Consider the following 21,983-nt stretch of genomic DNA (forward strand, 5'->3'; position numbering starts at 1 on the left):
GCTGCGCAGGCTCAGCGCACCGTCCGGTTGCGCAGCGCGTTGAACATGCCCCGGACCATGTTCTCGGTCGCTGCCAGCGGCGCCATCGCGGTCTCGCCGACGCTGACGATGTCGTCCATCCGGCTGACGATGGTCTCCACCGGCTCGATCAGGGCAACCAGTCGGCGGGCCAGGTCGTCGAGACTGGCCATGGTCTCATCAAGGTGGTCCAGGCCGTCACCGAGGCGTTCGACGGTGGCATTGAGGCCGGCCAGGGAACTGTTCAAGGCGTTCATCGTGTCGCCCAGGCCATTCAGGACGTCTTCGAGTTGCCCGACCGTCACGTCGGCGTTCAGCGCCGCCTGCGCCAATGTCTTGAGTCGATTGCGTTCCCCGCCAGTGCCCGAGCCTCTGTCTGCCATGCCGCTCATTATGACGTGGTCAGGCCGGCGGCCGCTGCCTCGTCGAGCAACCAGATCGTCTCTTCCCGCCCGACGGCCCCGGCCGCCGGAACCGACACCGGGTCGGCGCCGCCGACCGCGGCGGCCACCGCCTCGGCCTTGGCCGCCCCCGACACCACCAGCCACACCTGACGTGAGCGACGCACCGCGGGCAGCGTCAGCGTGATGCGCCGCGGCGGCGGCTTGGGCGAGTCGTAGACCGGCAGCACCAGCCGGGCGGATTCGGTTACCGCCGGGGTATCGGGGAACAGTGAGTTGACGTGGCCTTCACCACCCATGCCCAACAGATGCACATCGAAGTCCGGTGTGCGCTCACCGGGTTCGGCATGATCGGCCAGCAGCTGCTCGTAGGCCAGCGCCGCGACGTCCAGATCATTGCCGAACGCGCCGTCGCTGGCGGCCATCGCGTGAATGTTGTCGGCCGGGATCCCGACGTGGTCCAACAGCGCCTCGCGGGCCTGCTTTTCGTTGCGCTCGTCATCGTCGCCGGGGACGAAGCGGTCGTCGCCGAAATACACGTGCACGCGTTCCCAGTCGATCCGCGCGGCATGCTCACCGAGCCGACGCAGCAGCCCGATACCGGTACCGCCGCCCGTCAACACGATCAGTGCGCGGCCCCGCGCGGCCAGCGCCGCCTCGATGGCATCGGCAAGCCGGTCACCGGCCGCGGCGATGAGGTCATCGGCACCGGGGTAGATCGCTACGGTCACAGATACTCCACTTCTTCGAGGCCGGCCAGTGCGGCGCCATACACAGCGTCGGAGTCCAGTCGGCGGAGGTCTTCGGCCAGGCACTCGGCGGTCACCCTGCGGGGCAGCGGAACCAGCGCGTCGGGTCTGGCCGTGCGGCTCAACGTGGCGATCACGCCGTGCTGCGGCCGGCTCAGCGCCACGGTCTCGCTGTCGCGCACCAGCTCGATCTTCAGCTCACCGACGGCGCGGCGCACCGGGCCATCGATGCGGCTGGCCAACCAGCCGGCCAGGATGTCCAGGGCCGGCTCGGTAGACAGCCCGGACACCAGCGCCGAGCGGACCGGCTCGTAGGGCGGCTGGTCGAGCGCGGAAGCCAGCAGCGCCCGCCAGTAGGTGATGCGACTCCACGACAGGTCGGTGTCGCCGGCGGTGTAGCCGCCCCGCCGGCTCTTGATCGCCGCCAGCGGGTCGGGGCTGTTGGTGGCGTCGGTGATCCGGCGCAACGCCAACGCTCCCAGCGGATCCTCGGCCGGCGCCGCCGGCGCGACATCGGGCCACCAGGCGACCACCGGAATGTCGGGCAACAGAAACGGCACCACGACCGCGTCGGCGTGCCCGGACAGCGGGCCGGAAAGCCGCAGCACCACCACCTCGCCGGCGCCGGCGTCACCGAACATCCGCAGCTGGGCGTCCAGCCGCGGCGGACTGTCGTCGGGCTCACCCGCCAACACCACGACCACCCGGCTGGGATGCTCCTGGCTGGCGATGTTGGCCGCGGCGATGGACTCTTCGAGCAGCATGTCGTTCTCGGTGCTTTCCAGGGCGATGATCAGGGTCAACACCCGGCCCGTCGTCGCCGCCCCGACCTGCTCGCGCAACTCGTCGAGCTTTTTGTTGATCGCGTTGGTGGACGTGTCGGGCAGTTCGACGATCATGGTCAGGGCCTCCGCCATTCCCGGCCGGAGCGTGCCAGCATCTCGAACGACGACCGCGGGCCCCAGGTGCCGGCCGCGTACGGCTCGGGTCTGCCGTGCTCTGCCCAGTTCTCCAGCACCGGATCGAGGATCTCCCAAGACAATTCGACTTCGGCGTTGACGGGAAACAGTGAGGGCTCACCGAGCAGCACGTCCAGGATCAGGCGTTCGTAGGCTTCCGGCGAGTCCTCGGCGAACGCCGAGCCGTAAGAGAAGTCCATGTTGACGTCGCGGACCTCCATGAGATGGCCCGGCACCTTGGAACCGAACCGCAGCGTGATCCCCTCATCGGGCTGCACCCGGATCACCAGCGCGTTCTTGCCCAGTTCGTCGGTCATGGTGGCGTCGAAGGGCAGGTGCGGCGCCTGTTTGAACACCAGCGCGATCTCGGTGACGCGGCGCCCCAGCCGCTTTCCGCTGCGCAGGTAGAACGGCACGCCGGCCCAGCGTCGGGTGTCGACCTCCAGCGTGATCGCCGCATAGGTCTCGGTGCGCGAGTCGTGGGCGAAGCCCTCCTCGTCGAGCAGGCCGACGACGTGTTCGCCGCCCTGCCACCCGGCGGCGTACTGACCCCGCGAGGTGGTTTCGTCCAGCGGTTGTGCCAGCCGGGTGGCGGAGAGCACCTTGATCTTCTCGGCTTGCAGTTCGGCGGGGGAGAAGCTGACCGGCTCCTCCATGGCGGTCAGGGCCAGCAATTGCAACAGGTGATTCTGGATGACGTCGCGGGCCGCGCCGATGCCGTCGTAGTAGCCGGCCCGCCCACCCAGGCCGATGTCCTCGGCCATGGTGATCTGCACATGGTCGACGTAATGCGCATTCCAGATCGGGTCGAAAAGCTGGTTGGCGAACCGCAGCGCCAGAATGTTCTGCACCGTCTCCTTGCCCAGATAGTGGTCGATGCGAAACACCGACTCCTCCGGGAAGACGCGGTTGACCACGCTGTTGAGCTCGCGGGCACTGTCCAGGTCGTGGCCGAACGGCTTCTCGATCACCACCCGGCTCCAACGGCCGTCTCGCGGACGCGCCAGCCCGCTGGCGTGCAGCTTCTCGCACACCACCGGGAACGCATCGGGCGGGATCGACAGGTAGAAGGCGTGATTTCCGCCGGTGCCGCGTTCGGCGTCGAGCTTGTCCAGTGTTTCGGCCAGCTCAGCGAATGCCGCGTCGTCATCGAAAGTGCCTTGCACGAACCGGAATCCCTCGGCCAGCCGGTCCCAGACGACCTGACGGAACGGGGTCCGGGCGTGCTGCTTGACCGCCTGGTAGACCACGTCGGCGAAATCCTCGTCGGCCCACTCCCGGCGGGCGAAACCGACCAGCGCGAAGGTGGGTGGCAGCAGGCCGCGGTTGGCCAGGTCGTAGATGGCCGGCATGAGCTTGCGGCGGGCCAGGTCACCGGTGACACCGAAGATCACCACCCCGCACGGGCCAGCGATGCGGGGCAGCCGCTTGTCGCGCTTGTCCCGCAGCGGGTTTCGCCAGGCCCCGGCGGTGTGTCGCGCGGTCGCTGCGCTCACCATCAGGTCACTTGGCGGCGTTGAGCTGCGATGCCGTGGCCTCCAGCAGTTCCCCCCACGACGCCTCGAATTTGTCCACGCCTTCGGACTCCAGCACCACGAACACGTCGGAGACGTCGATGCCGGCCGCTGCGAGCTGATCGAAGACCCGCTGCGACTCCGACGCGGTGCCGGCGATGGTGTCGCCGGCGATGTCACCGTGGTCGGCCACCGCATCCAGGGTCGGCTCCGGCATGGTGTTGACGGTGTGGGGAGCCACCAACTCGGTGACGTAGAGGGTGTCCGGGTAGTCGGGATTCTTGACGCCGGTCGACGCCCACAGCGGGCGCTGTACCCGCCCGCCGTGGGCGGCCAGCGCGGCGAAGCGCTCGCCGCCGAAGACCTCTTCGTAGGCGGCGTAGGCCAACCGGGCGTTGGCGACGCCGGCCTTGCCGCGCAGCGCCAAAGCATCGGCCGAGCCGATCTTCTCCAGCCGCGCATCGATTTCGGTGTCCACCCGGGAGACGAAGAAGGATGCCACCGAGTGGATCTTGGCCAGGTCATGTCCGGCCGTCTTGGCCGCCTCCAGGCCGGCCAGGTAGGCGTCCATCACCTCGCGGTGGCGCTCGACGGAGAAGATCAGCGTGACGTTGACCGAGATCCCTTCGGCCAGTGCCGCGGTGATGGCCGGCAGTCCCGCCTTGGTCGCCGGGATCTTGATGAACAGGTTCGGCCGGTCGACGATCTTCCACAGTTCGACGGCCTGGGCGATGGTCTTGTCGGTGTCGTGGGCCAGCCGGGGATCGACCTCGATCGACACCCGACCGTCGACCCCGTCGGATGCCTCCCACGCCTTCGTCAGCACGTCGCAGGCGTTGCGGACGTCGTCGGTGGTGACGGTGCGGATCACGGCGTCCACATCGGCGCCGCGAGCGGCCAGCTCGGCCAGCTGCTTATCGTAGGCGTGACCCTTCTCCAGCGCCTTCTGGAAGATGGTCGGGTTGGTGGTCACCCCGACCACGCTGCGGGTGGCGACCAGTTCGGCCAGGTTGCCCGACGTCAGCCGGTCGCGGGACAGGTCATCGAGCCACACCGACACGCCGGCGGCGCTCAGCGCGGCAAGCCGTTCATTCTGAGTCATGTTGCGCTCCTTCTCAATCGGCCGTCATGCGGCCACAGTTTGCGTCATCTCTCCAAGGCGCGTTCGGCGGCGGCGACGACGGCCGCTGCGGTGAATCCGAACTCGCGGAACAACGTCTTGTAGTCCGCGGATTCGCCGTAGTGCTCGAGCGAGACGATCTCCCCGGTGTCGCCCACCAGCTTATGCCAGCACTGCGCGACACCGGCCTCGACCGCGACCCGTGCCGAAACGGCGGGTGGCAGCACCGCGTCGCGATACTCGGCCGGCTGCGACTCGAACCACTCCAGGCAGGTCATCGAGACCACGCGTGCATTGATGTCCTTGTCCGCCAAAAGTTTCTGGGCTTCCACCGCGAGCTGCACCTCTGAGCCGGTGGCGATCAGAATCACGTCGGGTTGCTCGGCTCCGGCCCCACCGAGCACATATCCGCCGCGTGCCACGCCGTCGGCGTCGGTGCCCTCCAGGATCGGCACCCCCTGGCGGGTCAGGATCAGCCCGACCGGACCGCTGTCGGCGCCGCGGGCCAGCACGGTGCGCCAGGCATAGGCGGTCTCATTCGCGTCGGCCGGACGCACCACCGACAACTGGGGGATGGCGCGCAGCGCCGACAGGTGCTCGATCGGCTGGTGGGTGGGGCCGTCCTCGCCGAGACCGATCGAGTCGTGGGTCCACACGTAGATCGGGTCGATGTCCATCAGCGCCGCCAGTCGCACCGCGGGCCGCATGTAGTCGGAGAACTGCAGGAAGGTGCCGCCATAGGCGCGGGTCGGGCCGTGCAGCACGATGCCCGACAGGATCGCGCCCATCGCGTGCTCGCGAATCCCGAAATGCAGCGTGCGGCCATACGGGTCCGCGGTGAAGTCCTTGGTCGAGATCGACGTCGGCCCGAACGACTTGACGCCGTCCATGGTGGTGTTGTTGCTGCCGGCCAGATCGGCCGAGCCGCCCCACAATTCGGGAAGTTTCGGGCCCACCGCGGAGAGCACCTTGCCCGACGCGGCGCGGGTGGCCACCGCCTTGGAGCCCGGCTCCCAGGAGGGCAGCTCGGCGTCCCAGCCGTCCGGCAGCTCACCGGCGAGCAACCGGTCCAGCAGTGCCTTGCGTTCCGGCTCGCGGGCCGCCCACGCCTCGAACTGCGCCTGCCACTCGTCGTGCGCCGCCTTGCCGCGGGCCACCAGACCCCGGGTGTGGGTGATCACGTCCTCGCGGACGTCGAAGGACTTGTCCGGGTCGAACCCGAGCACCCTCTTGGTGGCGGCCACCTCGTCGTCGCCCAGCGCCGCACCGTGGGCGGCGCCGGTGTTCATCTTGTCCGGGGCCGGATAGCCGATGATCGTGCGCAGCGAGATGAACGACGGCTTGTCGGTGACGGCCTTGGCGTTGGCGATCGCCTCCTCGATGCCGGTGACGTTCTCGCCGCCCTCCACCTCCTGGACATGCCAGCCGTAGGCGCGGTAGCGGGCGGTGGTGTCCTCGCACATCGCGATCGCGGTGTCGTCCTCGATGGAGATCTTGTTGTGGTCGTAGAACACGATCAGGTTGCCCAGCTGCTGCACACCGGCCAGCGACGACGCCTCGCTGGTCACGCCCTCCTGGATGTCGCCGTCCGAGGCGATCACGTAGATGTAGTGGTCGAACGGGCTTTCGCCCGCGGCGGCGTCGGGGTCGAACAGCCCGCGCTCGTAACGGGCGGCCATCGCCATCCCGACCGCCGAGGCCAGACCCTGGCCCAGCGGACCGGTGGTGATCTCCACGCCGGTGGTGTGGCGGAACTCCGGGTGCCCCGGGGTCTTGGAGCCCCAGGTGCGCAGCGCCTCGAGGTCGGACAGCTCCAATCCGAAGCCGCCGAGGTACAGCTGGATGTACAGCGTCAGGCTGGAGTGCCCGCAGGACAGCACGAACCGGTCCCGGCCCAGCCAGTGGGGGTCGGACGGGTCGTGGCACATCACCCGCTGAAACAGCGTGTAGGCCAGCGGTGCCAGGCTCATCGCCGTGCCGGGGTGGCCGCTCCCGCACTTCTGGACCGCATCGGCGGCCAGCACCCGGGCGGTGTCGACCGCGACCGAGTCGATCTCGGCCCAGTCGGCGGGGTGGTGCGGGCGGGTCAGGGCGGAGATCTCTGTAGCAGTGGTCACGAACGTCCTCATTGTCGACAAGGCTGGTTGCTTCTCACCCTAATGCGGGCACGGGCAGTGTTGCAGGTCGGCGTCGGCGTGTGGATTACCCGTGAATCGACCCTGGGATTCGGTCGACTCGGCAGTGCGGTCTACCATCGTCCGTAGTAGACGCCGGCGTCGCTGCTGCCATCTGAGGAGTCATCACGTGAGTATTCGGGAGCGCGCCGCGCCGCGCCGAATACGCGCCGTACGTAGCACCCTGTTGGCGTACCTGTCGCTGACCAAGCCGCGGATCATCGAGTTGTTGCTGGTCACGACCATCCCGGCGATGCTGCTGGCGGACCGCGGCACGGTGAATCCGCTGCTGATCTTCAACACGCTCATCGGCGGGATGCTGGCCGCCGCGGGCGCCCACGCGCTGAACTGCGTCGTCGACGCCGACATCGACAAGGTGATGAAGCGCACCGCGCGCCGGCCGCTGGCCCGCGACGCGGTACCGACCCGGAACGCGCTGGTCTTCGGCCTGGTGCTCGGCGCCGTCTCCTTCGTCTGGCTGTGGCGGTTCACCAACCTGATGTCGGGCCTGCTGGCGGTGGCCACCATCGCCTTCTACGTGCTGGTCTATTCGATGCTGCTCAAGCGGCACACCTCGCAGAACGTGGTGTGGGGCGGTGCGGCCGGCTGCATGCCGGTGGTGATCGGCTGGTCTGCGGTGACCGGCACCGTCGGCTGGCAGGCGCTGGTGATGTTCGCCGTCATCTTCTTCTGGACGCCACCGCACACCTGGGCCCTGGCCATGCGCTACAAGGACGACTATGCGGCGGCGGGGGTGCCGATGCTGCCGGTGGTCGCCAGCGAGCGTGTCGTCACCCACCGCATCGTGGTCTACACCTGGGCGACGGTGATCGCCACGCTGGCGCTGGTGCCGGCCGCGGGGTGGCTGTACGCCTCGGTCGCGTTCCTGGCCGGGGTCTGGTTCCTGGCCATGGCCCACCAGCTCTACGCCGGGGTGCGCCGCGGCGAGCCGGTCAAACCGCTCCGGCTTTTCCTGCAGTCGAACAACTACCTGGCGGTGGTGTTCTGCGCGCTGGCGGTGGACTCGGCCATCGGCCTGCCCACCCTGTTCTGAGTTCCTCGACGGCTGCCGGCCGCCACGCCGATCTCCCAGCTTGCCCCCAGGTAACGCGAGGGTGAAGCACCTTGCGCCGACGGCGGCGGCGGGTATGCAATTATCGCCAATGAAAATCATATTCAATAATTCGGTGGATGCCCCGCGATGACCGCGCCGGCGCCGGTCTGGATGGCATCTCCGCCGGAGGTGCACTCGGCGCTGTTGAGCACCGGAGCGGGACCCGGCCCACTGTTGGCGGCGGCCGCGGCCTGGTCGGCCATGGGCGCCGAGTACACCGAGGCCGCCGACGAACTCATGGCGTTGCTGGGGGCGGTCCAGGCCGGAGCCTGGCAGGGGCCCGGTGCCGAGTCCTACGTGATGGCGCATGCCCCCTACCTGTCCTGGCTCCGGCAGGCCGCGGCGGACAGCGCGGCGGCTGCGGCCGGCTACGAGACGGTCGCCGGCGCCTATCTCAGCGCGCTGTCCGCCATGCCGACGCTGCCGGCACTGGTGGCCAATCACGTCACCCACGGGGTGCTGGTGGCGACGAATTTCTTCGGGCTCAACGCCATGCCGATCGCGCTCAACGAGGCCGACTACGTCCGGATGTGGGTGCAGGCCGCGACGACGATGTCGGCCTATCGAGCGGTCAGTGGCGCGGCGGTGGCCTCGACCCCACAGCCGGCGCCGGCGCCCCCGATTCTCAAGGCCGATGCGCCCGGCGGCGACGATGAGGGCACCGACCCCACCGTCAACGATCCGCTGGACCAGCTGATCGCCCAGCTGCTGCAGACGGCCAGCAACGGACAGGTCAATTGGGATCCGGCCCACGCCATGGTGAACGGGATTCCCTACGACCAGTACGTCGATCCCAACCAGCCGCTGTTCTGGCTGGTCCGGGCCCTTGAGCTGTTCGAGGATTTCCAGCAGCTCGGGGTGAATTTCCAACAGAATCCGGCGCTGGCATTTCAGTATCTGGTCCAGCTCGCCGAGTTCGACTGGCCGACACACATCGCCGAGATCGCTACCTGGGTGGGGCAGTCGCCGCAGTTGTTCGCCGCAGTGCTCGGTGTGGTGGTCGCCCCGGTGGGCGCCGTGGGTGGTTTGGCAGGGCTGACCGGGTTGGCCGGTCTGCCGCAGTCCGGGGCGCCGATCCCCGCGCCGCCGTCCGGGTCCGGGGGTCATGAGTTGCCCGCGATCGGGACTGTCCCGCCCGCACCGGCGGTGTCTGGAGCGGTCAGCGCGGCGGCCCCGGCCCCGCCGGTGCCGGCGGGCGCGGCCGCGGGCTCCGCACCGGCATTGATCGGGCCGCCACCGGCCGCTGCAGCGACGTTCGTTCCGCCCTACCTGATCGGCGGACCCGGAATCGGTTCGGGCTCGGGAATGGCCGCCGCCGCCCGTGCGGCCCGCAAGGCCTCCGAATCCGACAGCGCCGCGGCGGCCGCAGCGGCACGGGAGGCCGATCGCCGGCGGGCGCAGGCCCGGCGCCGACGGCGCGCCGCCAAACGCGGCCACGCCGATCAGTTCACGACGATGGGTGTCGGTGTCGCCCCGGAGTGGCAGCTGCCCGATGACGACCCGGCGGCTGCCGACCGGGGCGCCGGAACGCTGGGTTTCGCCGGCAACGCGGCCAACGGGCGATCCACCGCGGCGGGGATGGCCCGGTTGGACGGTGCGTTCGGCAACGGGCCGCGGCAGCCGATGGTGCCGGGCAGCTGGGACGCCGACGGCGACAAGCCTTAAAGTTCGGGTACCCGAAAAACAAAGTTCCCATGAAGTAAACTCGGTGGTTGTGCCAGGGGTATGGATGGCGTCGCCGCCGGAGGTGCATTCGGCGTTGTTGAGCGCCGGGCCGGGAGCGGGGCCGTTGTTGGCGGCGGCGGGGGCGTGGTCGTCGTTGAGCGCCGAGTACACGGCGGTCGCCGAGGAATTGACCGCGGTGCTGGCCACCGTCGAAGCCGGGGCGTGGCAGGGGCCCGCCGCGGACTCCTATCTGGGCGCCCACGCGCCGTACCTGGCCTGGCTGAGCCACGCCGCCGCGCACAGTGCGGCGGCCGCCGCGCAGTGCCAGACCGCGGCGGCGGCCTACAGCGCTGCGTTGGCGGCCATGCCGACGCTTCCGGAGCTGGCCGCCAATCACGCGGTGCACGGCGTGCTGGTGGCGACCAACTTCTTCGGCATCAACACCATTCCGATCGCGGTCAACGAAGCCGACTACCTCCGGATGTGGGTGCAGGCCGCCACCACGATGTCGACCTACCAGGCGGTGGCGGGTTCGGCGGTAGCCGCCGCGCCGCACACCGGGGTGGCGCCGCAGATTCAGCGAGCTGCCGCCAGCTCCGAGCAGCCGCAGTGGCAGAACCCGTTGCAGGGGCTGCTCGACGTCCTCGAGCCGATCCTGAAAAGCCTGGGGATACAAGACGGTGTCACCGCCCATGACCCGATGATCTCCAACGCCTTCACCACCGCCGTCTCGCATTTCCTGCAGAACCTCGGGATCCATTGGGACCCGGCCGCCGGCACCCTCAATGGTTATGCCTACGACTACTATTCCAATGCCGCCCAACCGATCTGGTACCTCGCGCGGACCCTGGAACTGTTCGAGGACTTCACCTACATGGCGCAGGACCCGACCCGGATCATCCCGGCGCTGCAATATCTCGCGGCCCTGGCCCTGTTCGACTGGCCGACCCACATCGCCCAATTGGCCACCGCGATCAGCCAGTCGCCGGCGATGGTGGCGGCCGCCGCCGGCGCGGTGGTGGCGCCTGTCGGATCGCTGGGCGGGCTGGCCGGCCTGGCCGGGTTGGGTGCGCCGGCGTCACCGGTCGGCGTTCCCGCCACGCCGTTGTCCCCGGTGATCACCGTCGAGGCGACCGTGGTCGGCCCGGCCGTCCCGGTCGCGCCGCCGCCGCCCGCGCCGCCACCGCCGGCCCCCGCCACCGCCGGCGCCGCACCGGCCGCTGCGGCACCGCCGCCCCCCGCGCCGGCACCGGCCGGCTCGTTTGCGTTTCCCTACCTGATCGGCGGCGGCCCGGGAATCGATTTCGGGTCGGGGCTCGGCGCCCGAACCGGGGCCGCGGCGGGCGCCAAGAAGAAGACGCCCGCCCCGGAAGCCGCAGCGGCCGTGGCCGCGGCGGATTCCCGACGGGCGGCCCGGCGCCGCCGTCGCAAGACCCGGGCCGGCCACGAAGACGCCGCGATGGCGCTGACCGTCGGCGTGGAGCCGGAGTGGGGGCCGGACGCGGTGTCCGATCACGGCGCCGGTGCACTGGGCCGCGCCGGCGCGGTGCGCGACGACGCCGCCCGTGCCGCGGGGCTGGCGCGGTTGGGCGGGGCCGAATTCGCCGAGGGGCCGCGGCTGCCGCTGCTGCCGGAGAGCTGGCGGGCCGGCTGAGCGCGCGGACCGCGGGGGGCGTCGTTAGGGGATCAACACGATCGAACCGGTGGTCTTGCGGGCCTGAAGATCCCGGTGCGCGTCGGCGGCCTCGGCCAGCGGGTAGCGCCGGCTGACCGTCACCTCGATCGATCCTGCCGTGATCGCGTCGAACAATTCGCCTGTGCGCCAGGAGAATTCCTGCTCGCTGCGGGTGAAGTGGGCGAGGTTCGGCCGGGTCAGGTACACCGAACCGGCGGCGTTGAGCCGCTGCGGATCCACCGGGGCAACCGGTCCGCTGGCCGCGCCGAACAGCGCCAGCGTGCCCCGGACGGCCAGACTGGCCAGGCTCGCGTCGAACGTCGCCGCGCCCACGCCGTCGTACACCGCGGCGACCCCGGCGCCGTCGGTCAACTCCCGGATGCGGGCGCCGAAAGCGGCGGCGGCCGTGTCGTCCGAGCCGGGGTAGTCGAGGACCTCGGCGGCGCCGGCCGCTCGGGACAAGTCGGCTTTCGCCGGCGTCGACACGGTGGTGATCACCCGGGCGCCCAGGGCAGTGGCCCACTGGGTCAGGATCAGCCCGACCCCGCCGGCGCCGGCGTGCAGCAGCACGGTGTCGCCGGGCCGCACCGGATAGACGGATTTGATCAGGTAATGCGCCGTCAGGCCCTTGAGCAGTACGGCCGCCGCCACGTCGGAGTCGACGCCGGCCGGGATGGGCGCCACCAGCGCTGCCGGCGCCGCGCAGTACTGCGCGTACCCGCCGGTCGCGGCCGCCGTCACCACGCGGTCACCCCCGCTCAGCGTCGTCACGCCCGCGCCGGTCTCGGCCACGACGCCGGCGGCCTCATTGCCGAGCACGAACGGCAACTCCGCCGGGTATATCCCGGAGCGGAAATAGGTGTCGATGTAGTTGACCCCGATGGCCTCGGACCGGATCACCACCTCCCCGGCGGCGGGGGAGGGTTGCGGCCTGTCGACCAGTTCCAAGACCTCGGGGCCGCCGGTCGCGGCGATTTCCACGGCGTGCATGGTGACTATCATCTCCGACTGTGGAGTCTGCATGAAGCTGGCCCGGCCCGATATCTTCCACCCGCGCATCGTGTTGGCGGGCGATCCGCGGCGCGACGACGACGATTCTGACCCCGGTGATGACGCCGGCCTGGTGCATGCGCTGCGACACCGCGGCCTGCACGCCCGCCGGTTGCCCTGGGACGACCCGGAAACCCTCGAGGCCGACCTGGTGATCCTGCGGTCGGCGGGCGGGGAGCCGGAGCGGCGCGCCGAATTCACGGCGTGGACCAAGCGGGTGCGCAACCTGTTGAACCCCCCGGAGGTGGTGGCCTGGAACGCCGATCCCCGCTATCTGGCCGACTTGCAGTGTGACGGGGTGCCGACGGCGCCCGGCGCGGCTACGGCGCGCACCGCGCTGGTGTTCTTCGGCGCCGGCCGGTCGCACGCGTTCGGCGCCGCGGGTGGCGACCCGGACTTCGAGTTGTGGGACCTCGGCCGCGCCGCGCTGCGCGCTGCCGCCGAGCGTTTGAGCATCCGGATCGAGGAATTGCTCTACGCGCGCGCCGAGGTGACCGGAGCAGGGGCCGACACGCGCCTGGTCGGCCTGGATCTGGTTGCGCCGGACCTGGGCTGGGGTGAACTCGGCGCCGACGAATGTGACCGCGCGCAACGCCGATTCGCGCGGGAGGTCACCTCGGCGCTAGACCGGCTCGGGTTGGGCCCGCTCGCGCAGCGACGCCCATAGCGCCGCGGTCGCGCCGGTGACCAGCACGGCGCCCGCCACGTGGATGGTGACCAGCACCGCGGGCACCCCGGTGAAGTATTGAACGACCCCGATCAGCCCCTGCGCCAGGGTCAGCGCGGTCAACCAGGCAAGCCGGTTGGTCACCGGTTTGGCCGCTCGTACCGCAGCCAGCCCGAACGCCAGCCCCACCAGCAGCCCGAGGAAGCCGATCAGCAGCGACTCGTGCAGGTGCGCCAGCGTGACCACCTCGACCTTGAGCCGAGCGACCGTGCGGGTGGTGCTCTTGTCGCCGGCGTGCGGCCCGGCGGCGGTCACCAGGGTTCCGGTGACCAGTACCGCGGCCAGCATGACGGCGCACAGCGCGGTCAGCCGCCGCAACGGGACGGGGACCCGGTGGCGTACCACGACGGTCTCGCCGTCGGGCTCACCGACCTTGACGTACAACAGCACCGCCAGCCAGACCATCAGCATCGAGACCAGCAGGTGCACCGCCACCGTCCACCAGGCCAGCCCGGTGCGCACCGTGATGCCGCCGATGATCGCCTGCAGCACCGTGGAGGCCGGCATCAGCCAGGCGTAGACCAGCACCTCCCGGCGCCGCCGCGCCCGGATCACCGCCAACACCGCCAGCGCCGAGGTGATGACCACCGCGAAGGTCACCATCCGGTTGCCGAACTCGATGGCCTGATGGATTCGCGGCACCTCCGAGACCGCGACCGGGACGTAGCTGCCCGGGAAACACTGCGGCCAGGTCGGGCAGCCCAGCCCGGACGCGGTGACGCGTACGATGGCTCCGCTGACCGAGATGAAGCCCTGGGTGAAGACGACGGCGGCGGCCAGCAGCCGCTGGGTGCGCAGACTGGGATCGGGCAGCAGATCCACCAGGCGCATCAGGAAGCGTGCCACGGGCCTGATCGTAGAGGATCGGTAACTACGTACCGTAGTAGGTCAGCTGAACCGGAACCAGCGCACCGCGCCGAGGCCGGCCAGCAGCCCCCACGCCACCACCACCGCGACTCCGAACCAGTCGAAGGAGACCGCCAGGGCCTGCGCCAGCGCCTCGGTGAGCGCCCCCGAAGGCGTCAGCCGGGCCAGCCAGCGGACCGCGCCGGGCACCAGCTCGGTTTCCACCGTCAGCGCCGAGAACCCGCCGAACACGAACCACATCAGGTTGGCGAGGGCCAGTACGATCTCGGCTCGTAGGCTGCCGCCGAGCAGCAGCCCCAACGCCGCGAAGCACGCCGTGCCCAGCGCGATGACGACCGCGCCCAGCGCCAGCCCGAGCGGTGTCGGCCGCCAGCCCAGGGCGATGCCGATCAACCCGAGCAGCACCGACTGCAACAGCACCACCGTCGCCACCGACAGCGACTTGCCGGTGATGACTCCCCATACCGGCAGTGCGGTGGCGCCCAGGCGTTTCAGCGCGCCGTAACGGCGGTCGAATGCCACCGCGATCGCCTGGCCGGTGAAGGCGGTGGCGATCACCGCCAGCGACATGATCACCGGCAGCACTGTGGTGGCGCGCTCGGCATGACCCTCGCCGAACGGGCCCAGCGGCAGCACCGTCAGCCCGATCAGCAGCGTGATCGGGATGAACATCGTCAACAGCAGCTGTTCGCCGTTGCGCAGCAGCAGGGTCAGCTCGAGCCGGTACTGCGCGGCCAGCATCGCGGGCACGCCGGCCGGGCGCGGGTCGGGGGTGAAGGTGCCCGGCGCGAAGACGTGCTGGTCACTCATGGGCGCAGCTCCCGTCCGGTCAGGTCCAAGAACACATCCTCCAGGCTGCGCTGCTCCACCCGCAGCTGGGTGGCCAGCACATCCAGGCGCGCGCACCATGCGGTCACGGTCGCGAGCACCTGCGGGTCGACGGCCCCCTCGACGAGGTACTCACCGGGTTGCAGCTCGCTGGCCCGATAGTCCTCGGGCAGCGCGGTGAGCAGCAACGACAAGTCCAGTCGGGGAGGTGCGGTGAACCGCACCTGGCCCTGGGCGCCGCTGCGGGTCAGTTCCGCCGGTGTGCCGGCTGCGACCACCTTGCCGTGGTCGATGATCAGCAGCCGGTCGGCCAGCTCCTCGGCCTCCCGCAGGTGGTGCGTGGTCAGCACCACGGTCACGCCGTCGCGGCGCAGCGCGTCGATCAGTTCCCACACCAGCAGCCGCGCGTGGGCGTCCATGCCGGCGGTCGGCTCGTCGAGAAACACCAGCTCCGGGCGACCGACCAGCGCGCAGGCCAGCGCGAGCCGCTGTTGCTGCCCGCCCGAGAGCCTGCGGTAGGTGGTCCGGGCCGCGTCGGTCAGGCCCAGGGTCTCCAGCAGCCACTGCGGGTCCAGCGGGTTCGCCGAGTACGACGCCACCAGCTTGAGCATCTCGCCGGCGCGCGCCGCGGGGTAGCCGCCGCCGCCCTGCAGCATCACCCCGATGCGTTCCCGCAGCCGGTCGTTGTCGGCGATCGGGTCCAGCCCGAGGACCTCGATGGTGCCGGCGTCCGGGCGCACGAAGCCCTCGCACATCTCGACCGTCGTGGTCTTGCCGGCGCCGTTCGGGCCCAGCAGCGCGAACACTTCGGCGGTGTGGACCTCCAGATCAAGACCGGCGACCGCCTCGGTCGCCGTCGGACCGGCCCCGTAACGCTTACGCACGCCGCGCAACCGCACCGCCACAGCTGAGCTCACGGAGAATCAGCGTAAGCGTCGGCGACGGGGGCGGACCGCGGGGTCGGCCCCGCCAGCGACTCACCATCGGGTCGGCCGTCCTCGGCGGGCAACTCCCGCCACGGCAGATGCCGGTAGGTCAGCAGGAACAACGCCAGCACCACCACGGCGCTGGCCAACGTGGCGTCCACGATCTGGAACAGGGCGAAACGGTCACCGTTGGCGGTCGGGCCGAAGATGCCGACCACCAGGGTCACCGCGATCACCGCGATCCGGAAGCTCGGCCGGGTCGCCCAGGCGGCGAGCGGGATGATCGCCCACAGCAGATACCAGGGCTGCACCACCGGGAACAGCAGCACCGTGATGCCGAGTGCGACGCCGAGCCCGCCGACCGGATGCAGCCGGCCCTGGAAGACCACCAGCAGCAGCCAGATGACCATCACCGCGATGATCAGCACACCGATGCCACGGGTCAGCGACAACACGGCGGTGGTGTGATCGCCCAGGCCCAGCAGGGTCCCCACCTGGCCGGTGCCGAGGGCGATCAGGGTCGGCGGCGACATCCAGCTGCGGACCACGTTGGCGGTGCCCAGGGTGTAAACCCAGCCGAAGCCCAGCCCGCTGGCCCAGCCGATCAGGCCCATCACGGCCGCCGCCAGGGCACTGGTGCCGACCCCGGCGAGCAGGAATGCCCGCAGGTCGCCGCCCCAGCGCCAGCCCAGGGCCATCGCCACGAATCCGAGTGCCAGCAGCGACGGCAGCTTGACCTGCGACGACATCGCGATCAGGACCGCCCCGGTGAGCAGTTCGGCCAACGGCGCCCAGTCCTGCGGGTGGCGCCACCGGCTCGGCAGCAGCGGTTGGGCCGCGGTGATCCCGCGCAGCGCGAACTCGGTGCCGGTCAGCATCAGGCCGAGCATCAGCGCCTCGTTGTGGATACCGGCGACCAGGTGCATCAACAGCAGCGGGTTGGCCGCACCCAGCCACAGCGCACTGACCTCGGCCACCCCGCACCGTGCCGCCAGCCGCGGCACCGCCCACACGATCAGCCCCACGCCGACCAGCACCACCACCCGGTGGCACAACACCGCGGTGACGATGTTCTCACCGGTCAGCGCCGATATTCCCCGGCCGATCCACAAGAAGAGCGGGCCGTAGGGGGCCGGTGTCTCCCGCCACAGACTCGGCACCGACAGGGTGAACACGTGGTCCAGCCCGAGGGCCGGCGCCGGGCCCACCCGGTAGGGGTCCAGTCCCAGTCGGGAGATCTGGCTCTGCGCCAGGTAGGAGTAGACGTCCTTGCTGTACATCGGCGGGGCGACCAGCAACGGCAGCATCCACAGCAACAGCGTGCGGTCGAGTTGGCTGCGCGACATCCGGCGGCCCGGCCCGCCCGAGGACAGCGCGAAGCGGCCCAGCATCAGCCAGGCCAGGGTCATCATCACCGCGCCGGTGGTGGTCATGGTCAGCGCCACCGTCTGCAGCCGTGACGGCAGGTTCAGCAGTCGTACCCCGAAGGTCGGGTCCTGGACCACCGGTCGGGCGCCCGCACCGAGCGCACCGATGCCCATCAACACGGTGCCGGTGGCCCCGAACAGCCGGGTGCGCCGCAGCGCGACGAGTTCGGCAGCGTTGAGGGGGGCGCCGACGGTGCGCTCGTCGCCGTGCAGGTGGGCGATCGAGCTGCTCAGCGAGTGCCGGCGGGCTGCCATCCCAGCAGCGTAACGGCCTCCCGACGAAGCCCGGTCGGGTGACCGGCAGGAGCGCGCTGTGACCAGCGTTACGGCCGATTCGTGCCGAACTGAGGTAACCCTTTCTGGACCCGGCCGCCGAATTGCGTCACACTGGTGTTGTGAAATTCAAGGCTGAGGCCAACGCCGCATCCCAAACCGCCGGGCAGCGCCCCGGCGGTGCGGTTTCGGCTGCGCCTCAACCGGGCGCCGAGCTCGCCGGCAGCCATGATTCGTCCGAGGGCCGCACCCGTCAGGCGGTGGTGCGCCTGCTGATGGAGTCCGGTTCGATCACCGCCGGCGACATCGGCGCCCGCCTCGGCTTGTCGGCGGCCGGCGTGCGGCGCCACCTTGACGCGCTGATCGAGCTGGGCGACGCCGAGGCGCACGCCCCGGCGGCCTGGCAGCAGGTGGGTCGCGGTCGGCCGGCCAAGCGGTACCAGCTCACCGACGCCGGCCGGGGCAAGCTCGGGCACCGCTATGACGACCTCGCCGTGGCGGCGATGCGCCAGCTGCGCGAGATCGGCGGCGAGGATGCGGTGGTGGCCTTCGCCCGGCAGCGCATCGACACGATTCTGTCCGAGGTCGCGGCCGTGGCCGCCGAGGGCGACTCAGACACCGACGGGGATCTCGAGGCGACCGCCGAACGCATCGCCGCGGCGCTGACCGAGGCCGGCTACGCCGCCAGCACCGCACGGGTGGACGGCGGTGTCCCGGGGGTGCAGATCCTGCAGCATCATTGCCCGGTGGCCAACGTCGCCAAAGAGTTTCCGGAGCTGTGCCGCGCCGAGCGGCAGGCGATGGCCGAGGTGCTGGGCACCCACGTCCAGCGGTTGGCAACCATCGCCGACGGCGGGTACGTCTGTACCACCCACGTACCCCTGACCATCAAGAGCGCCAAGTCCGGCAGGGCCGGCAAAACCACCAAAGCCGGCCGGACCGGTACCGCCGCAAAAAAGCAATGACAACACCGATCGACCTTCGGCGCGAAGCCTGCGCCGAAGCCATTACGAGCACTGAAGGGGCGTCACCATGACACTCACACCGGAGGCCACCGCGGCAGCGGCCGAGCCCACCCAGGAAGAGACGATCGCGTCGCTGGGCCGGTACGAATACGGTTGGGCCGACACCGATGCCGCGGGCGCCGTCGCGCAGCGTGGCCTGTCCGAGGATGTGGTGCGCGACATCTCGGCGAAGAAGAACGAGCCGGAGTGGATGCTTGAGGCGCGGCTGCGCGCGTACCGGACCTTTATGAAGAAGCCGATGCCCAACTGGGGCTCGGATCTGTCCGGGATCGACTTCGACAACATCAAATACTTCGTCCGGTCCACCGAGAAGCAGGCCCAGACCTGGGACGACCTGCCCGAGGACATCCGCAACACCTATGACCGGCTGGGCATCCCGGAGGCCGAGAAGCAGCGCTACATCGGCGGGGTCGCGGCCCAGTACGAATCCGAGGTGGTCTACCACAAGATCCGCGAGGATCTGGAGGCCCAGGGCGTGATCTTCCTGGACACCGACACCGCGCTCAAGGAGCACGAGGAGCTGTTCCGGGAGTATTTTGCCACCGTCATCCCGGCCGGCGACAACAAGTTCTCGGCGCTGAACACCGCGGTGTGGAGCGGCGGCTCGTTCATCTACGTGCCCAAGGGTGTGCACGTCGACATCCCGCTGCAGGCCTACTTCCGGATCAACACCGAGAACATGGGCCAGTTCGAGCGCACCCTGATCATCGTCGACGAGGACGCCTACGTGCACTACATCGAGGGCTGCACCGCCCCGGTGTACTCGAGTGACTCGCTGCACTCGGCGGTGGTGGAGATCATCGTCAAGCCGCGCGGCCGATGCCGCTACACCACCATCCAGAACTGGTCGGTCAACGTCTACAACCTGGTCACCAAGCGGGCGCGGGCCGAAGAGGGCGCCACCATGGAGTGGGTCGACGGCAACATCGGCTCCAAGGTCACCATGAAGTACCCGGCGGTGTGGATGACCGGTGAGCACGCCAAGGGCGAGGTGCTCTCGGTGGCGTTCGCCGGTGAGGACCAGCACCAGGACACCGGCGCCAAGATGCTGCACCTGGCACCCCACACCTCGTCCAACATCGTCTCCAAGTCGGTGGCGCGCAGCGGCGGCCGATCCTCCTACCGGGGCCTGGTGGAGATCCACAAGGGCGCTCAGGGGGCGAAGTCGAGCGTGAAATGCGACGCGCTGCTGGTCGACGACGTCAGCCGCAGCGACACCTACCCCTACGTCGACATCCGCGAGGACGACGTCACCGTGGGCCACGAGGCCACGGTGTCGAAGGTCAGTGAGAACCAGTTGTTCTACCTGATGAGCCGCGGCCTGACCGAGGACGAGGCGATGGCGATGGTGGTGCGCGGCTTCGTCGAGCCGATCGCCAAGGAACTGCCGATGGAATACGCGCTGGAACTCAACAAGCTGATCCAGCTGCAGATGGAAGGCTCGGTGGGCTAGTGGCTTCGACTGACCTGCGGTCCGCCTCGCCGAGCAACCTGACCGAGGCCGCCGAAGGCATCAACAAAGGGGAGCAGTTCACCTCGTTCGACGTGGACGCCTTTGAGGTGCCGCACGGCCGCGACGAGATCTGGCGGTTCACCCCGCTGCGCCGGCTGCGCGGCCTGCACGACGGTTCGGCGGTGGCCGACGCATCGGCGGCCATCGCCGTCACCGCGGACGCGGCGGTGCGCGTCGAGACCGTCGCGCGCGGCGACGACCGGCTCGGTGCCGCGGGTGTTCCCGCTGATCGCGTTGCGGCCCAGGCCTTCTCGGCGTTCCAGGAGGCGACGGTCCTCACCGTTCCCAAGGAAGCCGTCGTCGAGGAGCCGGTCACGATCACCATCACCGGTCCCGGTGAGGGGTCGACGGCCTACGGCCATCTGCAGTTGCGCGCCGAGGAGCTGTCGCAGGCCACCGTCGTGATCGACGTGCGGGGCAGCGGAACCTACGCCGACAACGTCGAGTTCGTCGTCGGCGATGCTGCGACGCTGACCGTGGTGTGGCTCGCCGAGGCGGCCGCGGATCTGGCCTACGTGACCATGCACCACGCGGCGCTGGGCAAGGACGCGGTGCTGCGCCACAGCGCCGTGCTGCTGGGCGGTGAACTGGTGCGGCTGACCGGCCGGGTGCGGTTCGACGGACCGGGCGGTGACGCCGAGTTGCTCGGCCTGTACTTCGCCGACGACGGCCAGCACCTCGAATCGCGTCTGCTGGTCGACCACAGCCAGCCCAATTGCCGCTCGAACGTGCTCTACAAGGGTGCGCTGCAGGGCGACCCCGGTTCGGGTCTGCCCGACGCCCACACCGTCTGGGTCGGCGACGTGCTGATCCGCGCGGCGGGGGTGGGCACCGACACCTTCGAGGTGAACCGCAACCTGGTGCTGGCCGACGGTGCGCGGGCGGATTCGATCCCGAACCTGGAGATCGAGACCGGCGAGATCGTGCAGGCCGGCCATGCCAGCGCCACGGGCCGCTTCGACGACCTGCAGCTGTTCTACCTGCAGGCGCGCGGCATCCCCGAGGATCAGGCCCGACGCCTGATCGTGCGCGGTTTCTTCGGCGAGATCATCTCCAAGATCCCGGTGCCGTTCGTCCAAGAACGCCTCACCGAGGCCGTCGAGCGCGAACTCGCCGTCACCGAGAACAACTGACCACCAAGACTTAAGGACACCGAACAGCAATGAGCACACTGGAGATCAAGGACCTGCACGTGAGTGTGTCGCCGGGCGGCGCCGGCGACGACGGTGCGGCGGCGATCCCGATCCTGCACGGAGTCGACCTGACGGTGAACTCCGGTGAGACGCATGCCCTGATGGGCCCGAACGGCTCGGGCAAGTCGACCCTGTCGTATGCGATCGCCGGTCACCCCAAGTACACCGTGACATCCGGGTCGATCACCCTCGACGGCCAGGACGTGCTGGCGATGGCCGTGGACGAGCGGGCGCGCGCGGGTCTCTTCTTGGCCATGCAGTATCCGGTCGAGGTGCCCGGGGTGTCGATGTCGAACTTCCTGCGCACGGCGGTGACCGCGGTGCGCGGCGAGGCCCCGAAGCTGCGCGCCTGGATCAAGGAGCAGCGCGCGGCGTTCACCGAGCTCGGTATCGATTCCGGCTTCGCCGAGCGCAACGTCAACGAGGGCTTCTCCGGCGGTGAGAAGAAACGCCACGAGATCCTGCAGCTGAGCCTGCTCAAGCCCAAGATCGCGATCCTCGACGAGACCGACTCCGGCCTCGACGTCGACGCCCTGCGGGTGGTCAGCGAAGGGGTGCAGCGCTATCAGGAGACCGAGAACGGCGGCATCCTGCTGATCACCCACTACACCCGGATCCTGCGCTACATCCAGCCGCAGTTCGTGCACGTCTTCTCCGGTGGGCGCATCGTGGAGTCGGGCGGTCCGGAGCTGGCCGACGAGCTGGAGGAGAAGGGCTACGAACGCTTCTCCGACGCGGCAGCGGCGGGAGCGGCGGGAGCCTGAG

General features: G+C 69.9%; 19 protein-coding genes. 8 read left to right on the plus strand and 11 right to left on the minus strand.

What is annotated here, in order from left to right:
* Nucleotides 1–11: 11 nt before the first annotated feature.
* The 6 genes from G6N19_RS18800 to tkt are packed head-to-tail and all read right to left on the minus strand — an operon-like array spanning nucleotide 12 to nucleotide 6,878.
* A complete protein-coding gene (locus G6N19_RS18800) occupies nucleotides 12–410 on the minus strand; it encodes a hypothetical protein (RefSeq protein WP_041318028.1) in 399 nt (132 codons plus the stop codon).
* Nucleotides 410–1,150, minus strand: coding sequence for a 6-phosphogluconolactonase (gene pgl / locus G6N19_RS18805; RefSeq protein ID WP_193465424.1), 741 nt, complete (start codon nucleotides 1,148–1,150; stop codon nucleotides 410–412). The genes G6N19_RS18800 and pgl overlap by 1 nt, the downstream gene beginning before the upstream one ends.
* Complete coding sequence (gene opcA, locus G6N19_RS18810; RefSeq protein WP_013829202.1) at nucleotides 1,147–2,067, minus strand: glucose-6-phosphate dehydrogenase assembly protein OpcA; 921 nt, start codon at nucleotides 2,065–2,067, stop codon at nucleotides 1,147–1,149. Before opcA ends, pgl begins: the two co-directional genes overlap by 4 nt.
* A gap of 2 nt (nucleotides 2,068–2,069) precedes the next feature.
* On the minus strand, nucleotides 2,070–3,626 hold the full coding sequence (zwf, locus tag G6N19_RS18815) for a glucose-6-phosphate dehydrogenase (RefSeq protein WP_193465425.1): 1,557 nt from the start codon (nucleotides 3,624–3,626) through the stop codon (nucleotides 2,070–2,072).
* A 4-nt stretch (nucleotides 3,627–3,630) separates the two neighbouring features.
* Nucleotides 3,631–4,743, minus strand: coding sequence for a transaldolase (tal, locus tag G6N19_RS18820; RefSeq protein ID WP_193465426.1), 1,113 nt, complete (start codon nucleotides 4,741–4,743; stop codon nucleotides 3,631–3,633).
* Between the two features lie 44 nt (nucleotides 4,744–4,787).
* Nucleotides 4,788–6,878 carry a transketolase gene (gene tkt / locus G6N19_RS18825; protein WP_193465427.1) on the minus strand — a complete coding sequence of 697 codons (2,091 nt, stop codon included), beginning with the start codon at nucleotides 6,876–6,878 and terminating at the stop codon, nucleotides 4,788–4,790.
* Nucleotides 6,879–7,065: 187 nt separating this feature from the next.
* On the opposite strand from tkt, the gene G6N19_RS18830 reads away from it, so the two are divergent.
* The 3 genes from G6N19_RS18830 to G6N19_RS18840 all read left to right on the plus strand — a co-directional run bounded on the left by G6N19_RS18830 (nucleotide 7,066) and on the right by G6N19_RS18840 (nucleotide 11,368).
* Nucleotides 7,066–7,989 (plus strand): heme o synthase, encoded by a 924-nt coding sequence (locus G6N19_RS18830; protein WP_041318024.1) that lies wholly within the window; start codon nucleotides 7,066–7,068, stop codon nucleotides 7,987–7,989.
* A gap of 147 nt (nucleotides 7,990–8,136) precedes the next feature.
* A complete protein-coding gene (locus G6N19_RS18835; protein ID WP_232062431.1) occupies nucleotides 8,137–9,714 on the plus strand; it encodes a PPE family protein in 1,578 nt (525 codons plus the stop codon).
* A gap of 64 nt (nucleotides 9,715–9,778) precedes the next feature.
* Nucleotides 9,779–11,368 carry a PPE family protein gene (locus G6N19_RS18840; RefSeq protein ID WP_193466446.1) on the plus strand — a complete coding sequence of 530 codons (1,590 nt, stop codon included), beginning with the start codon at nucleotides 9,779–9,781 and terminating at the stop codon, nucleotides 11,366–11,368.
* A gap of 24 nt (nucleotides 11,369–11,392) precedes the next feature.
* Here G6N19_RS18840 and G6N19_RS18845 read toward each other — a convergent pair whose 3' ends face one another.
* Nucleotides 11,393–12,379: a quinone oxidoreductase family protein gene (locus tag G6N19_RS18845; protein ID WP_193465428.1), complete on the minus strand. Its 987-nt coding sequence runs from the start codon at nucleotides 12,377–12,379 to the stop codon at nucleotides 11,393–11,395.
* Between the two features lie 31 nt (nucleotides 12,380–12,410).
* Here G6N19_RS18845 and G6N19_RS18850 point away from each other — a divergent pair, with 31 nt between their 5' ends.
* Complete coding sequence (locus tag G6N19_RS18850; protein ID WP_193465429.1) at nucleotides 12,411–13,106, plus strand: hypothetical protein; 696 nt, start codon at nucleotides 12,411–12,413, stop codon at nucleotides 13,104–13,106.
* On the opposite strand, the gene G6N19_RS18855 is transcribed toward G6N19_RS18850, so the two are convergent.
* From G6N19_RS18855 to mptB, 4 genes are read right to left on the minus strand one after another with little or no spacing between them, the layout of a single operon-like run.
* Nucleotides 13,062–13,997, minus strand: a complete 936-nt coding sequence (locus G6N19_RS18855; RefSeq protein WP_041319894.1) for a COX15/CtaA family protein — start codon at nucleotides 13,995–13,997, stop codon at nucleotides 13,062–13,064. The two genes, G6N19_RS18850 and G6N19_RS18855, sit on opposite strands and share 45 nt — an antisense overlap.
* Before the next feature lie 57 nt (nucleotides 13,998–14,054).
* Entirely contained in the window at nucleotides 14,055–14,843 is a 789-nt protein-coding gene (locus G6N19_RS18860; RefSeq protein WP_013829190.1) for an ABC transporter permease, read from the minus strand.
* Complete coding sequence (locus G6N19_RS18865) at nucleotides 14,840–15,778, minus strand: ABC transporter ATP-binding protein (protein WP_085975715.1); 939 nt, start codon at nucleotides 15,776–15,778, stop codon at nucleotides 14,840–14,842. Before G6N19_RS18865 ends, G6N19_RS18860 begins: the two co-directional genes overlap by 4 nt.
* Nucleotides 15,775–17,469: a polyprenol phosphomannose-dependent alpha 1,6 mannosyltransferase MptB gene (gene mptB, locus G6N19_RS18870; protein WP_013829188.1), complete on the minus strand. Its 1,695-nt coding sequence runs from the start codon at nucleotides 17,467–17,469 to the stop codon at nucleotides 15,775–15,777. The genes G6N19_RS18865 and mptB overlap by 4 nt, the downstream gene beginning before the upstream one ends.
* A gap of 140 nt (nucleotides 17,470–17,609) precedes the next feature.
* On the opposite strand from mptB, the gene G6N19_RS18875 reads away from it, so the two are divergent.
* From G6N19_RS18875 to sufC, 4 genes are all read left to right on the plus strand, one after another.
* A complete protein-coding gene (locus tag G6N19_RS18875; RefSeq protein ID WP_013829187.1) occupies nucleotides 17,610–18,452 on the plus strand; it encodes a helix-turn-helix transcriptional regulator in 843 nt (280 codons plus the stop codon).
* 67 nt (nucleotides 18,453–18,519) lie between these two features.
* Nucleotides 18,520–19,965: a Fe-S cluster assembly protein SufB gene (gene sufB, locus G6N19_RS18880; RefSeq protein WP_013829186.1), complete on the plus strand. Its 1,446-nt coding sequence runs from the start codon at nucleotides 18,520–18,522 to the stop codon at nucleotides 19,963–19,965.
* Nucleotides 19,965–21,158, plus strand: coding sequence for a Fe-S cluster assembly protein SufD (gene sufD, locus G6N19_RS18885; RefSeq protein ID WP_013829185.1), 1,194 nt, complete (start codon nucleotides 19,965–19,967; stop codon nucleotides 21,156–21,158). Before sufB ends, sufD begins: the two co-directional genes overlap by 1 nt.
* 29 nt (nucleotides 21,159–21,187) lie before the next feature.
* Nucleotides 21,188–21,982: a Fe-S cluster assembly ATPase SufC gene (sufC, locus tag G6N19_RS18890; RefSeq protein WP_013829184.1), complete on the plus strand. Its 795-nt coding sequence runs from the start codon at nucleotides 21,188–21,190 to the stop codon at nucleotides 21,980–21,982.
* Nucleotide 21,983 lies beyond the last annotated feature (1 nt).

This window comes from Mycobacterium novum (genome assembly GCF_010726505.1).
GTDB lineage: Bacteria > Actinomycetota > Actinomycetes > Mycobacteriales > Mycobacteriaceae > Mycobacterium > Mycobacterium algericum.